At 71.0% G+C, this 13,376-nt stretch carries 17 protein-coding genes; 9 read left to right on the top strand and 8 right to left on the bottom strand.

All coding sequences use genetic code 11. The features are described 5' to 3' along the window. Nucleotides 1–51: 51 nt before the first annotated feature. Entirely contained in the window at nucleotides 52–1,263 is a 1,212-nt protein-coding gene (locus tag AB0H64_RS17625; RefSeq protein WP_357625190.1) for a cytochrome P450, read from the top strand. A 12-nt stretch (nucleotides 1,264–1,275) separates the two neighbouring features. Here AB0H64_RS17625 and AB0H64_RS17620 read toward each other — a convergent pair whose 3' ends face one another. Both AB0H64_RS17620 and AB0H64_RS17615 read right to left on the bottom strand, forming a co-directional pair. Beyond that, the gene (locus AB0H64_RS17620) at nucleotides 1,276–1,398 is read right to left on the bottom strand and encodes a hypothetical protein (protein WP_357625187.1); all 123 of its coding nucleotides are present in this window, start codon (nucleotides 1,396–1,398) and stop codon (nucleotides 1,276–1,278) included. Between the two features lie 30 nt (nucleotides 1,399–1,428). Then, nucleotides 1,429–1,776, bottom strand: a complete 348-nt coding sequence (locus AB0H64_RS17615) for a helix-turn-helix domain-containing protein (RefSeq protein WP_357625184.1) — start codon at nucleotides 1,774–1,776, stop codon at nucleotides 1,429–1,431. Nucleotides 1,777–2,003: 227 nt separating this feature from the next. Between AB0H64_RS17615 and AB0H64_RS17610 the strand changes: the two genes are divergently transcribed. The 6 genes from AB0H64_RS17610 (at nucleotide 2,004) to AB0H64_RS17585 (ending at nucleotide 5,501) form a co-directional block, all read left to right on the top strand. Next, nucleotides 2,004–2,306 carry an STAS domain-containing protein gene (locus AB0H64_RS17610; protein ID WP_357625182.1) on the top strand — a complete coding sequence of 101 codons (303 nt, stop codon included), beginning with the start codon at nucleotides 2,004–2,006 and terminating at the stop codon, nucleotides 2,304–2,306. Nucleotides 2,307–2,329: 23 nt separating this feature from the next. Further along, on the top strand, nucleotides 2,330–2,728 hold the full coding sequence (locus AB0H64_RS17605; protein ID WP_357625180.1) for an STAS domain-containing protein: 399 nt from the start codon (nucleotides 2,330–2,332) through the stop codon (nucleotides 2,726–2,728). 172 nt (nucleotides 2,729–2,900) lie between these two features. After that, nucleotides 2,901–3,311 (top strand): hypothetical protein, encoded by a 411-nt coding sequence (locus tag AB0H64_RS17600; RefSeq protein ID WP_357625178.1) that lies wholly within the window; start codon nucleotides 2,901–2,903, stop codon nucleotides 3,309–3,311. Nucleotides 3,312–3,468: 157 nt separating this feature from the next. Then, complete coding sequence (locus tag AB0H64_RS17595; protein ID WP_357625175.1) at nucleotides 3,469–4,230, top strand: TSUP family transporter; 762 nt, start codon at nucleotides 3,469–3,471, stop codon at nucleotides 4,228–4,230. Between the two features lie 46 nt (nucleotides 4,231–4,276). Further along, entirely contained in the window at nucleotides 4,277–5,248 is a 972-nt protein-coding gene (locus AB0H64_RS17590) for a YafY family protein (RefSeq protein ID WP_357625172.1), read from the top strand. A gap of 40 nt (nucleotides 5,249–5,288) precedes the next feature. Continuing rightward, nucleotides 5,289–5,501 (top strand): hypothetical protein, encoded by a 213-nt coding sequence (locus tag AB0H64_RS17585; RefSeq protein ID WP_310717373.1) that lies wholly within the window; start codon nucleotides 5,289–5,291, stop codon nucleotides 5,499–5,501. Between the two features lie 445 nt (nucleotides 5,502–5,946). Here the strand turns inward: AB0H64_RS17585 and AB0H64_RS17580 are convergent, their stop codons facing one another. The 6 genes from AB0H64_RS17580 to AB0H64_RS17555 all read right to left on the bottom strand — a co-directional run bounded on the left by AB0H64_RS17580 (nucleotide 5,947) and on the right by AB0H64_RS17555 (nucleotide 12,471). After that, nucleotides 5,947–6,390, bottom strand: coding sequence for a GNAT family N-acetyltransferase (locus tag AB0H64_RS17580; RefSeq protein WP_357625169.1), 444 nt, complete (start codon nucleotides 6,388–6,390; stop codon nucleotides 5,947–5,949). A gap of 128 nt (nucleotides 6,391–6,518) precedes the next feature. After that, nucleotides 6,519–7,439, bottom strand: coding sequence for an SDR family oxidoreductase (locus AB0H64_RS17575; protein ID WP_357625167.1), 921 nt, complete (start codon nucleotides 7,437–7,439; stop codon nucleotides 6,519–6,521). 115 nt (nucleotides 7,440–7,554) lie between these two features. Further along, nucleotides 7,555–8,022, bottom strand: coding sequence for a MarR family winged helix-turn-helix transcriptional regulator (locus tag AB0H64_RS17570; RefSeq protein WP_357625164.1), 468 nt, complete (start codon nucleotides 8,020–8,022; stop codon nucleotides 7,555–7,557). 50 nt (nucleotides 8,023–8,072) lie between these two features. Then, nucleotides 8,073–8,978, bottom strand: coding sequence for an NADP-dependent oxidoreductase (locus tag AB0H64_RS17565; protein WP_357625161.1), 906 nt, complete (start codon nucleotides 8,976–8,978; stop codon nucleotides 8,073–8,075). A gap of 311 nt (nucleotides 8,979–9,289) precedes the next feature. Then, a complete protein-coding gene (locus AB0H64_RS17560) occupies nucleotides 9,290–11,734 on the bottom strand; it encodes an FtsX-like permease family protein (RefSeq protein ID WP_357625159.1) in 2,445 nt (814 codons plus the stop codon). Then, nucleotides 11,728–12,471 (bottom strand): ABC transporter ATP-binding protein, encoded by a 744-nt coding sequence (locus tag AB0H64_RS17555; RefSeq protein WP_357625156.1) that lies wholly within the window; start codon nucleotides 12,469–12,471, stop codon nucleotides 11,728–11,730. Before AB0H64_RS17555 ends, AB0H64_RS17560 begins: the two co-directional genes overlap by 7 nt. Nucleotides 12,472–12,577: 106 nt before the next feature. On the opposite strand from AB0H64_RS17555, the gene AB0H64_RS17550 reads away from it, so the two are divergent. Together AB0H64_RS17550 and lepB are read left to right on the top strand one after the other, a co-directional pair. After that, nucleotides 12,578–12,760: a hypothetical protein gene (locus AB0H64_RS17550; RefSeq protein ID WP_357625726.1), complete on the top strand. Its 183-nt coding sequence runs from the start codon at nucleotides 12,578–12,580 to the stop codon at nucleotides 12,758–12,760. A gap of 39 nt (nucleotides 12,761–12,799) precedes the next feature. Further along, nucleotides 12,800–13,336, top strand: a complete 537-nt coding sequence (gene lepB, locus AB0H64_RS17545; RefSeq protein ID WP_357625154.1) for a signal peptidase I — start codon at nucleotides 12,800–12,802, stop codon at nucleotides 13,334–13,336. Nucleotides 13,337–13,376 lie beyond the last annotated feature (40 nt).

Genomic DNA, 13,376 nt, shown 5'->3' with positions numbered 1-13,376 from the left:
ACCAGAACGGGCCCCCGCCCTCTCCCGACTCGCGCCGAAAGGGGAGCACCCATGCGGATCAACCTGCTCGAGGACGCCTGGGAACAAGCAGTGCCGCACGACCAGCTGGCCTACCTCCGCCGCAACGCCCCCGTCCACTGGCACGAGGTCCCCGACGACACCGGCTTCTGGGCCGTCACCCGCTACCACGACGTCAAGGCGATCAGTCGCGACACCCGCACCTGGTCCACCGAGATCGGCACGGCCTTCATCCGCACCCAGACGCCGGAGTTCATCGAGGTCGCCAGCCTCATGCTGCTCAACATGGACCCGCCCAAGCAGACCCGCTACCGCCGCCTGGTCAGCGCCGGCTTCACCCCGCGCACCATCGCCCGGCTCAAGGACCAGGTGCGGCGCCGCGCCGAGCGCATCGCCGACTCCGTCCTCGACAAGGGGGGCGAGGTCGAGTTCGTCACCGACGTCGCCGAGTACCTGCCGCTGCAGATGATCTGCGACCTCGTCGGCGTCCCCGAGGAGGACCACGCGAAGATCTTCGAGTGGTCCAACCGCATGGTCGGCTTTCAGGACCCCGACTTCCGCACCACCCCCGAGGACGGCGAGATCGCCGCCGCCGAGATCTTCGGCTACTGCGACGGCCTGGTCGACGAGCGGCGCAAGAACCCCCGCGACGACATCCTCACCAACCTGGTCCAGGCCGAGATCGACGGCGACCGGCTGACCAGGGAGGAGATCGACGCGTTCTTCGTGATCCTCTGCGTCGCCGGCAACGAGACCACCCGCAACCTCATCGCGCACGCCATGAACGCCCTCATCGAGCATCCTGCCAGCTACCGGGAGCTGGCCGCCCACCTGGACGACGAGAAGCTGTGGCACACCGCCACCGAGGAGTTCCTGCGCTGGGGGTCCTCCATCCACAACTTCCGGCGCACGGCCACGCGCGACACCGAGCTGCACGGCCGGCGGATCGCCGAGGGGGAGAAGGTCGTCACGTTCTACATGTCGGCCAACCACGACGAGACCGTCTTCACCGACCCGTACACCTTCGACATCCGCCGCGACCCCAACGACCACGTGACGTTCGGCGGCGGCGGCCCGCACTTCTGCCTGGGCGCCAATCTGGCCCGGCTGCAGATCACCTGCATGATCAGGGAGCTGCTGCGCCGCTTCCCGGCGGCCGAGCACGCCGGGCCGGTCAGGCGGATGCGCTCGGACTTCATCAACGGCATCAAGCACATGCCGGTCCGCTTCACGACCGCCGCCTGACACCTCCCGAGGTCACGCCCCGCCCGTACGGCCCGCCGTCGTGCGGGCGGGCGCCGCGCGACCGGAACGGGCGACCAGCACGCCGGCCACCACCCACCCGGCCACCACCCACCCGGCCGGCTCCCGCCCGCCCACGGGCCATCCGCCGCGCCACCCGTGCGGCCTTCACCCATGCGCGCCGGTCGAGGGACCCCCTCCGGAGGGGGCGCCGCCGTGGTCGCGGTGGGTGAACATGTCGATCAGCACCTGCACCGGCACGTCCGCCTCCGTGTGGTGCCGGAAACGCCGGCCGGCGTTGACGGTGTAGTGGTTGCGCCTGCCCACCCGGACGGGGTCGAGGTACCCCGCCTCCTTGAGGTCCGTGACGATGCCCTGTGCCGTCCGCTCGGTGATCCCGATCGCCGCGGCGATCTCACGGACGCGCACCTCGGGGTTGCGGGCGATCTCCAGCAGCACGCGTGCGTGGTTGGTGAGGAAGGTCCAACGAGACTGATCGCCGTCGGGCTTGGCCATGAGACTCACTCCGTAGGCCCGGGCGGAGTACCGGACCCGGCTGGACTGTCAGAGAAGATTTTATAGCGAAAAAACTTTCCTGTATTCTCGTACACGCTTACCCTTGGGGTCTACACGAACCGCCGTGACGATCGGCGACCCAGGCGAGAGAGGCATACCGGACTCTGATGACAGGGGGCGACGACGTGCTCAAAGGCGACACCCCGCGCTCCAGTGATGAGGCTCCGGTGACCCAACGCGTGCTGTACGCCGACGGGCTGCTGCGCGTCACCGCCGGTGCCGCGCCCGGCTACCCGGTCGTCACGCTCACCGGTGAGGTCGACTGCACCAACAGCCCCGCGCTGGCGCGCGTGCTGCGCGAGGCCGGCCGGATCGGCGGCCGGCTGGTGGTCGACGCGGCCAGGCTGTCCTTCATCGACGTCTCCGGCGTGCGCGTCCTGTTCGGCCTCGTCCGCGAGGGCTCGGCCACGGTGAGTGAGATCCCCGAGCAGATGCGCCGGCTGCTGGCCATGCTCCACCTGACCATCTGACGGACCCCCGGCGCGAGGTATCGATGACATCCCTGACCCTCACCTCCCGGCGGCTGCCGGGCGCGAGCGTGATCGCCGTCGGCGGCGAGGTGGACGCCACGACCGTCGGCCAGTTCGAGGACTTCATCCGCGAGACGTGTCCCGCCCCGGGTAAGCGGCTGGTGCTGGATCTGAGTGGCATGCCCTTCCTGGCCAGCACCGGGCTGCGCGTGCTCATCAGCGCCGACGCTCTCCTGCGCGACAACGGCGGCAGTCTCCACCTGGCCGGGATGCGTCCCTCGCCGGCCCGCCTGCTGGAGATCACCGGCACGGCGGAGGTGCTGCGGATCCACGAGACGGTCGACCACGCGCTCACCGCGCCGGTGACCGAGGAGGAGCCGCCGCTCGACCCCGAGCTGGTGGACGGCTCGGCGCCCGCCTGAGCGCGTCTCCCTCTCCATCCCAGAAGGCAGCAGACCCACCAAATCTCCCAGTCACAACATTTACCGCGACAAGAGCCGTGAGCCCCCACATGTCAGTACTGTCGGTACATGATGCGCTCCGTACAGTCATTTCCGGAGCGTGACTGAAGGCAGTCTTTCGGGGGGATTCGCCATGACCTATCAAGCGCGGCACGTCACCGGGTGGGTCGGCTGGGTGTGGTTCGCGGCCATCATGATCATCATGTCGGGGCTGTTCAACGTGGTCTCCGGCCTGTACGCCATCTTCACCGGCGACTTCTACGTGGCGACGGCCCGGCGCCTGCTGCTGTTCAACCTCACGGGGTGGGGATGGGTGCACCTCGTGCTCGGGATCCTGCTGGTCGCGGTCGGGGCCGCCCTCCTGGCGGGCCAGATGTGGGCACGTGTCGTCGCGATCATCATCGTCATGCTCAACGCGATCACCCAGCTCATCTGGATCGCCGTCAACCCCTGGTGGTCGCTCGTCGTCATCGCGGTGGACCTCGTCGTCCTGTACGCGCTCACCGTCCACGGCCGTGAGGCCAAAGAGGTGGCCGAAGGCTGAGAGCGCGCCCGGCGTGCGGCCGTCACCTTCCCTGACGTCGCGCGCCGGACCGTCCCCGGGCCCCGCCCCGCCCCACTCCGGGGTGGGGCAAAGCCATTGAAACCCGACCTATACCCTCGACTGGGTTGATCCGGGTCGAATCGGTCGGGGGAGTGGCGTGCCGCTGGAACAGGTGCTGGTGTTGCTGGTGGCCGCGGCGGGTGCCGGCTGGGTGGACGCCGTCGTCGGCGGCGGCGGGCTGCTCCAACTCCCGGCGCTCATGGTGGCCGGTGTGCCGCCGGTGCAGGCCATGGCCACCAACAAGCTCTCCTCCGTGTTCGGCACCGCCTCGGCCGCCGTGGCCTACGCCCGTACCACCAAGTTCGACCGTGAGGTGGCGCTGCCCGGAGCCGGGCTGGCCGTGCTCAGCGCCGGGCTCGGCGCCTCCGCCGCGGCGGCGATCTCCGCCGAGGTGCTGCGACCCCTCGTCATGGCCGTCCTGCTGGGCGTGGCCGCGTTCGTGACGTTACGGCCCGCGCTCGGGTCCGTGCCCCAGCCGCACCTGCGCACCCGGGGCCGGATCGTGGCCGCCGTGGCCGTCGCCGGCGTCGGGATCGCCTTCTACGACGGCATCATGGGCCCGGGCACCGGCACGTTCCTCATCATCGCGTTCACCACGATCCTCGGCCTGGACTTCGTCTCCGCCTCCGCCTCCGCCAAGATCATCAACACGGGGACGAACCTCGGGGCGCTGTTCGTCTTCGCCTGGCAGGGACACCTGCTGTGGGGGCTCGGGCTCGGCATGGCGCTGTTCAACGTCGCCGGCGCGCAGCTCGGCGCCCGCATGGCGCTGCGCAACGGCGCGGGCTTCGTGCGGATCGTGCTCCTGTTCGTCGTCGCCGCCATGGTGCTCCGGCTCGGCTGGCAGCAGTTCGCCTGACGCCGCCGCGGGGGCTCCTCCCGCGGACCGTCCCTAGACTGGCGGCATGCGCGCCAGCCGCCTCCTGTCCCTCCTCCTGCTCCTGCAGACGCGCGGGCGCATGACCGCGACCGAGCTGGCCGACGAGCTGGAGGTGTCGGTCCGCACCGTCTACCGAGACGTCGAAGCGCTGTCCGCCGCCGGTGTGCCGGTCTACGCCGACCGCGGACCGGCCGGCGGCTACCAGCTTCTCGACGGCTACCGCACCCGCCTGAACGGCCTGACCGCCGAGGAGGCGTCCTCGCTGTTCCTCGCGGGCCTGCCCGGCCCGGCCGCCGAGCTGGGCCTGGCCGAGGTGGCGGCCAACGCGGAGCTGAAGCTGCTGGCCGCGCTGCCGCCCGAGCCCCGCTCGTACGCCTCCCGCATGCGCGAGCGCTTCCTGCTCGACGTGCCCGGCTGGTACCGGGGGCCGGACGAGGCGCCCCACCTGAGCGGGGTGGCCGAGGCGGTGTGGGACCTGCGGCCGATCCGGATGACCTACCGGCGGTGGGGCAACGAGGAGGTCGAGCGCGTCGTCCACCCGTACGGGCTGGTCCTGAAGGGCGGCTCCTGGTACCTGGTGGCCGCGCCGCCCGGCGGCACGCCACGCACCTACCGCGTCTCGCGCGTCCTGACGCTGGAGACGCTGCCCGGCCGCTTCGAGCGGCCCGAGAGCTTCGACCTGGCCGAGTTCTGGCACGCGTACGCCAAGGAGTTCCGCGAGCGCATGTACACCGCCGAGGCCCGCATCAGGGTGGCGCCCGGCACGGACAGCCTGCTCGCCTACACCCTGGGCGGCGACGCCGTGGCCGCCGCCATGGAGGAGGGCGGCCCGCCCGAGGCCGACGGCTGGCGCACGGTGACCGTCCCCGTCGAGTCGATCCGGCACGCACGCTGGCTGCTGCTGCGCATGGGCGCCGCCGTCGAGGTGCTGGGGCCGCCGGAGCTGCGCGCGCTGATGGCCGAGGCGGTCGCCGAGCTGGCGAAGATGTACCGCTGAGCGGGGATCGGTTCCGCTCCAGGTCGTCTACCGTTGGGGCATGACGAACGACCTGGCTACCCTCATGCGGCAGGCGCAGGACGACGATCCGCTGCTGGCGCTGCGGGCCACCACGGCACTGCGCCACGAGATCGAGCGCATGGAGGCGGTCCAGGTGCGCAGGGCCAGGGTCGCCGGGCTCCCGTGGGCGCAGATCGCCGACGCGATCGGCGTGAGCAAGCAGGCGGTGCACAAGAAGTACGGGCGCGGCTGACCCCGGCACCCGCCGCGCTACCCGCGGCGGTGTCCGAGGGCGGATTCGCATGGTCGCGCTCGTGGCGGCCGTCGTGTCGTTCCCGCACACGCACGAACTGGCGCTGAGGCACGGGAGGACGTCTGGGCCGCGGCGCTCATCCCGCTGTCGGTGGACGGGACCATCACCACTGCCTCCCGTACGGACGGCGGTTGCCGCCTCGAGGGAGGCGGTGACGTTCCTGGTCCGAGGAGTGGACGGGAATCGGCGTCAGCTCGTGCTGAGTGGTGCGCTCTCCTCAGCGTCGAGCTGATGGTCCGCCCATATGTAACCTTCGGGAAGCAGGTCGGTGTCGGGCGACGTCGGCCCTGTCGACGACGGAGTGCAGGCGCCGGTCGTCGGCGTGCCGCCTGGCTACTGGGGCACAGGGCGGTCGTACTGACGTGCGGAGAACAGGTCAGTGGGTCTAGAGGCTCCGCGGGTCGCGCACCCGCAGGCCGAAGGCCGACAGGCCCTGCTCGTGGTGCTCGATCAGGTCGAGACGGCGGTAGAAGGCGTGGTTGGCGGGGCCTTCCGGGGTGGACTCGTGGTCGGTGGTGAGGACGAAGTAGCGGCAGTGCGCGTACCGGTCCTTGAGGTGCTCCAGCAGCCGGCGGCCGATGCCCTTGCCGTGGTGTCGGGCATTGACCAGCAGCTCCTGCACATAGCAGACGATCTCGTCGTCGGACACCGTCCGAGCCAGGCCGAGCAGCTTGCCCGACTCGTCCCTGGCGGTGATGACCAGGTGCGAGTTGGCCAAGCTCCGGCACACCCGGGCGACGTCGCGCGTCCACGGGTGCCAGCCGACCGAGTCGTAGAGCTCGAACACCTCGGCCTCGTCGAACGACGTCTCCTGAGCGATGATCAGCACTTATGGGGCTCCCTGATGGGTTCGGCGTGGAGTGACGCGTCCGAGCCTATTCGGCGCGAGACCGCCCGAGGACCTCCCACAGCCCGTCGGCCTGAGGTGGCATGGGCAGGCGCCGGGACGCGGGCCGGTCACCGGTGCTGTGCGGCGCCCAGCTCGTCGCTGTACCGGGCGAGGACGTCATCGGCCGTGGGGACGGGGCCGAACAGCTGCTCCTGGCGGCGCGTGTCGGCGACGTAGCGGCCGGTGTCGAACCAGCCGAACATCGCGGCCATGTCCTTGATCAGCGGCATGAAGCGGCCGGCGACGGCTCCCGCGGCGCGGGCGACGGCGGAAGGAACGGCCCACACCTTGATCTTCTTTCCGGCCCTGCTGCCCATCCGGTCGGCTATCTCGCGCATGCTGACCGGGCGGTCCCAGCCGATGTCGACGCGCTCACCGTCGTCGGCCTCGGCGTCGACCGCGGCTGCCAGGTACGTCGCGAGATCGGAGGTGTGGACGAAGGTCAGCGGGACGGTGGACTGGCCGATCCATATCAGGCGGCCCCTGTCGATCGGGTCGCCCGCCATGCTCGCGATCTGGTCGAGGAACGCCCCCGGGCGCAGTGCGACGAACGGGACGCCGAGCTGTTCGAGTTTGTCCTCGGCGAGCTTCTTGTGCCAGAAGTGTGGGACATCGGGCGTCTGGTCGCTGGTGAGGATGCTGGTCAGGACGAACCGTCGGATGCCGGCGCGATGGGCGGCCTCGGCGAGGTTGGCGTTGCCGACAGTGTCGATGTCATGCGCGTTCCTGCCGCCGCGGGTGTAGCCGGCGGCGGTGGTGATGACGGCATCGGCGCCGTTCATGGCGGCGACGAGCGAGTCGAGGTCGAGCATGTCGCCGCGGGCGATCTCCACGCCCCGGCTTTCGAGCCTGCTCGCGTCGGTGGCCGGCCGGACCAGGGCGCGGACGTTCTTGCCGCGCTTGAGCAGTTCGTCGACGACCTTGCCCCCGAGAGAGCCGGTCGCCCCGACGACGAGGACGGGGAGGGTGGTGGAGCCGGTGGCGGTCATGGGGTTTTCACTTTCCGTCAGGTCAGGCGAGAGACTTGGTTGCCGAGGCCGAAGGCGGATGAGACGGGGTGGTGCGGCCGTTCTCGATGTGCCGACGGCCGGCAGATCGGCCGAGTTACTCGGATTCTTCTTGCGGAAGCGCGCGGCTGGTGAGCGCCTCGGCGATGGCGTAGGCGGTGTCGACGAAGGACTCCGCCTGCTGCTCCGACAGGTTCCGCGCGGAGGTCTCCTCCAGGGTCTGCCACAGGGCTGCGATCGGTTCGCGCATGGAACGGCCCTTGTCGGTGAGGTGGACCACCATGACACGCCGGTCATGTGCGGCCGGCTCGCGGACGACCAGGCCGGCGTCCTGCATCCGGCGCAGGGACTTGGAGACGGTGGAGTGGTCCAGGCCGACGCTTTCGAGCAGCTCGGACTGGGTCTGCCCGTCCCGGTCGAAGAGCTGCATCAGCAGCAGTTCCTGTCCGGGATGCAGGTCCATCGCGCGAAGCAGGGCGGCGGCGTGGGCGCGGTGGGCGCGGGCTAGCTGGAAGATCGCGTAGCTCATCGGCCCTTTGCCGGCCGTCGTGGGGATGTGGGGCATGGTTCTGTGCCTCAATCGGTGTAGGTGGGGTACTCGGTGCAGCCGGCCGCTCAGCCGACGGTGAGGACGAGCTTGCCCCGGACATGCCCGGCGTCGCTGACCTGCTGGGCCGTGGCGGCCTGGCCGAGCGGATAGGCGGTGACGGTGGTGACGACCCTGCCGGTCGCGGCGTCCTTGGCCAGGGCGGCCAGGCGGTCGGAAGAGGCATCCGCGGGACCACTGGCGAAGGTGACGCCGAGCTGCCGCGCGCGGAAGTCGGCGATGGTGACGATGCGATCGGTGCCGCCCCGCAGGGTGATGGAGTCCTCAAGGGCGCCCTTCCCGGCCAGGTCGAACACCGCGTCCACGCCGTCAGGGGCCAGCGCCCGGACCCGCTCGACCAGGCCCTCGCCGTACACGGTCGGGGTGGCGCCGAGCGAGGCGAGATAGCCCTGATTCCCGGGGCCGGCGGTGCCGATCACACGGGCTCCGCGGGCCGTGGCGAGCTGAACCGCCAGGGTTCCGACCGCTCCCGCCGCGCCGTGCATCAGCACGGTCTCCCCGGCGGCGACGCCGAGCAGGTTCAGGACCCGCTCGGCGGTCTCACCCGCCACCGGCAGCGCGGCCGCGTGCTGCCAGTCGAGGGCGGCGGGCTTGGGGGCCACGATGGTGGCCAGCGCGTACTCGGCGTACGAGCCGGTGTCCGACCAGCCCAGCACCTCGTCGCCGACCTGCACGTCCTCCACGCCCTCACCCAGGGCGTCGACCACGCCGGCGAGCTCGCGACCGGGGACGGAGGGGAACCGCGTCGGGTACACGGCCTCCAGCATCCCGGAGCGGATCTTGCCGTCCAGCGCGTTCAGCCCGGCAGCCTTCACCCGGACACGGACCTGCCCGGGGCCGGGCTGCGGGACCTCGATGTCCGCCTCGTGCAGCACTTCCGGGCCGCCGAAACGGTCGAAAACGATGGCCTTCATGACAGCTCCTAACGTTGCGCCACACGTTATGTGGCTAGACACATAATCACGGTAGCAGTAAATATGTGGCTAGCCAAGTATTAGACGCCCGCCCTCGACGGCGCCCGGCGCGAGGAGGCGCGGGCGGCGTTCCAGGGCCAGCCGTGCCACTAGCCAGGTCACCCGCATCGGAACGGCCAGTGGCGACAGCGCCCTCCCGCGGGCTCGTCAGCGCCACTGGCCGTTCGGTTGCTGCTCAAGCCCCGCCTACCGGTGGGGCCGACCCGACAGCAGCGGTGCACCTTGTGGTGCATGACTGCGCGTTGCCGTCGCTACGGGCGGGGTGGCTGTAGCGCGGTTCTGGCTGGGATGACCGAGGCGGCGACGGCGAGCAGGAGGCAGATGCCGATGACCGCGCCGATGATCGGCCATGGAAGGATCATGCCGACGGTCATGCCGATCATGTTGGTCAGTCCTGTGGTGATGCCGACCAGAGCCGTCACGGCCACCGCGATGCCGAGCAGCGCGCCGATCGCGACCACCAGGGTCGACTCCAGGGCGACGGTCCGCAGCACCTGGCCGGTGGTCGCGCCGGAAAGGCGCAGCACGCGCAGATCGGTTGTCCGGTTGGCGGTGGCCATCAGCAGCGTGTTGGCGATGGAGATGGCGCTGTAGCCCACCGACAGCCCGACCAGGATGAGCACGAAGACCCAGACCAGCTCGTCCTCATGTTCCTCGATGCCGGCCATCCGGTCGGTGACCTTCTCGATGACGGCTCCGGTGTCCGCCGGGACAGCAGTGGGGGTGGAGAGGTAGACGGGCTCGGTCAGTGCTGATGGATCGTGGTCGCGTACAGCATGGCGGGTCAGCAGGATGTCGGCCGGGGCCTTGTTGAGCACCGCGACCACGGTGAGCCGCAGGCTCTGCCCGTCCTCGAACGTCACCGGCGCGGCGGTGCCGACGCGCCAGCCGCGCTCGCGAGCGGCCCACTCGGCCACGGCCATCGTCTGGCCGCCTCGCAGGTCCCGCAGGTCGCCGGCGATCACGTCCGCCTTGCTCCTGCCTGCCACGCCGATCGCGCTGAAGGGTCTGTCGCCTGTGTAGACGGTGGTCGGCAGCGTGGATGAGCCTCCCGCGGCCGAGACCGCGACGTCGGCGAGGCCCGGTGTGCCCTGCGGCGCGAGCACCCAGTCGGCCTGGACCGCGGCGGCACGGCGCAGCCCGTTGGCCCCGACGTTGGTCTCCACCATCCCGGTGACCAGCACCGCGAAACCGACCGTGACCAGCACCGGCGCCGCTGTCGAGGCGGTGCGCCGCACTGCGGTCAGCGCGCCCTGGCGCACCAGCATGCCGATCGCTCCGCTGCGAACCGGCCACGACATGGCGCGCACGAGCGGCGGGATGACCGCCGGTGCGAGCAGCGACAACCCGACGATCAGCGACCCCGCCGCGTAGAAGGAGTACTGGATCACGCTGTCGGACTCTCCGGCGATGAGGACACCGAGCACCACCCCCAGGAGGGTGAACAGCGCTCCGAACGCCCACCGGCCGGCGGTCATCGGGCGTTCGTCCACCGCGGCCTCGCGCAACGCCTCCAGTGGCGCCACCTTCGCAGCCCGGCGCGAAGCCGCCCATACGCCGAGCTGGGCCACCGCCAGCCCGGCGGCGAAGCATGCCAGCATCGGCCACAGCTGGATCTGCACTGCGAAGCTCGGCGGTTGGAATCCCAGATCGACGAGGGTCTGGCCGAAGCCGGGAGCGCACGCCGTACCGACAGCGACCCCGGCCGCGGCGGCTGCCACGCCGATCACCAGCGCCTCGCCGTGCATCAGGGCGCGCATCTGGCGCGGGGTCGCGCCCACCGTCCGCAGCAGCCCCAGCTCCCTGCGCCGCTGCGCGACGCCGAACGCGAAGGTGGAGGCCACGATGAACACAGCCGTGAACGCCACCAGGATCGCCATGCCGCTGAGGAGCTGGTAGCCGAACCACCGTGTCTGAACGTCCGCCACAGGTTCGGTCGCCGATCTGGCCGCACCGCTCAGGACCAGCCCCTTGGCGCCGACGACGGCCCGGGCCGCACGCTTGATCGCCGCGACGTCTGCACCGGCTTCGGCCACCAGCCCGACGACCCGCACCCCACCGGCCCGCGCCTGGGCGAAGTAGTAGCCGGGGCCCGCGACCGTGCCGGACACCGAGTAGGACGCCGGTCCGTCGGCGGTGAGTACGGTCACCTGCCGGCCGGGTGCCAGCCCGAGCGCGCGGCTCACGACGACCTCACCGGGGCCGGCCGGGGGCCTGCCCGCGGCCAGCCGGTACGGTGCGAGCGCGACGCTGGGCCACAGGTATCCCTGGGTGTCACCCGCGACGGGCTTGCCGCCGATGACCGCCTGGGCGTAGAAGGTCCGGTCGGGCACGGCCGCCGCCACACCCGGGATCCGGCCGAGCCGCTCGGCCAGGGACCGCACCTGCTCCGGTGGCCAGGGCTTGTCCGGGTAGAACAAGCCGTTCACCTCTCCGCCGGTGGAGGGTGTCTTGACCAGGACGGCCGCCCCCGCGTACCGGGCGGGAACCTGAGGTTGGGCGGAGGCGAAGACCAGTCCCGTCATGGAGAGGATGCCGACCGCCAGGCCGAGCGCGAGGAAGGTGCCGACCAGGCTGCCCCAGCGGCCGCGCGCCAGATCCCAGGCCAGGGCGAGTGAACCGCCACCGCGCCCCCCGCGGCCTGTCGCGCCCTGGACCTGCCACGCTGCGACATGCTTCTTGCCTCGCTTCAGCATGCCGCCGCCTCCAGGCCCGCCATCCGCGCCGCGATGGTCTCCGGCCCCGAGCCGCCGGTGAGCTCGTCCACCACCCGGCCGTCGGCCAGGAACAGCACCCGGTGGGCGTACGCGGCCGCGACCGGATCGTGCGTCACCATGATCACGGTCTGACCGTGGAGATCCACGATCCCGCGCAGCAGCTTCAGCACGGATCGGGAGGTCGTGGTGTCCAGAGCGCCGGTCGGCTCGTCGGCGAAGATCACCGCGGGCTTCGTGACGAGCGCGCGGGCGATCGCCACGCGCTGCTGCTGGCCGCCGGACAGCTCACTGGGCCGATGCCTGGCCCGCTCGGCCAGCCCCACCTCGGCCAGCGCCGCACGCACCTGCTCCACGCCGGGCCGGCGCCCCGCCAGGCGGAGCGGGAGGGCGACGTTCTGCTCCGCGGTCAGAGCCGAGACCAGGTTGAAGGACTGGAAGACGAACCCGACCCGCGCGCGGCGCAGCAGTGTCAGCTCGTTCTCCGTCAGCGTGCCGAGGTCAGTGCCGTCGATGACGACCTTTCCGTCGCTGGGCCGGTCCAGCCCGGCGGCGCAGTGCAGCAAGGTGGACTTGCCCGAGCCGGACGGGCCCATCACCGCGGTGAAGGTGCCCGGCGCGAATCCGGTGGTCACGGCGTCCAGCGCTGTCACCGCCTGGTCGCCGGAGCCGTACACCCTGCTCACCGACCACAACTGGACCATATCTGTCGATGTCATGCCTCGATCCAACCGGCGCGGGGATCTTGGCACACGGGCGCTGAGGCGAGAAACGCCGGTAGTCCCAGCACTACCGCAGGAGGGCCGCAGACCTCCGGGCAGGTCGCTGCTGGCGCTGCGGGCCACCACGGCGCTGCGCCACGAGATCGAGCGCATGGAGGTGGTCCAGGTGCGCAGGGCCAGGGTCGCCGGGCTCCCGTGGGCGCAGATCGCCGACGTGATCGGCGTGAGCAAGCAGGCGGTGCACAAGAAGTACGGGCGCGGCCGACCCGCACCACCGTCCGCCTGAAAGTGGATCTTCAGCTCGACATCCGTGGACAATGTCCTGATGATCCGTCCACACTCGGCGTTCCTGTTCCTGATGCTCCTCCTGGTCCCGGTCGGCGGCTGCGCGTCCGTGGACCTGGACGTCCTCAGCGGGCTCCACCTCACGATGGCCGGCACTTCCATGGAGCCGACGATCAAGAAAGGTGCACGCCTGACGGCGCGGCGGGTCGGCGACGGGTACGTCCCGCACGTCGGGGACGTCATCGTCTACCACCGGCCCCCGAGTTGGTCCGACGGTGACTCCGATCCGGAGGGCATGTACGTCGCGCGGGTCATCGGCACACCCGGCAGCACGGTGAAGTGCTGCGACGCACACGGCCGGCTGGAACTGGACGGCAAGCCGCTGGACGAACCGTACGTGGCCGCGTCTCCGGCCTCCTCCTTGGACTTCGACGCGCAGGTTCCGCCGGGCCGAGCATGGATCATGGGCGACAACCGCGACGTCTCCCTCGACTCCCGTTCCCACCGGGACGCCGACGGCGGCGGGACGATCGGCGTCTCGGACGTGGTCGGGGTGGTCGAGAGTCCGGCGGGTTGACCTGGAGCCGACTCCAGGGACTAGCGTGCCAGGTGTCCCG

Origin of the sequence: Nonomuraea sp. NPDC050733 (genome assembly GCF_040654215.1) — a bacterium.
Taxonomy (GTDB): domain Bacteria; phylum Actinomycetota; class Actinomycetes; order Streptosporangiales; family Streptosporangiaceae; genus Nonomuraea.
The sequence above is the reverse complement of the archived record's forward strand: the minus strand, read 5'-3'. Positions and strand labels throughout refer to the sequence as shown.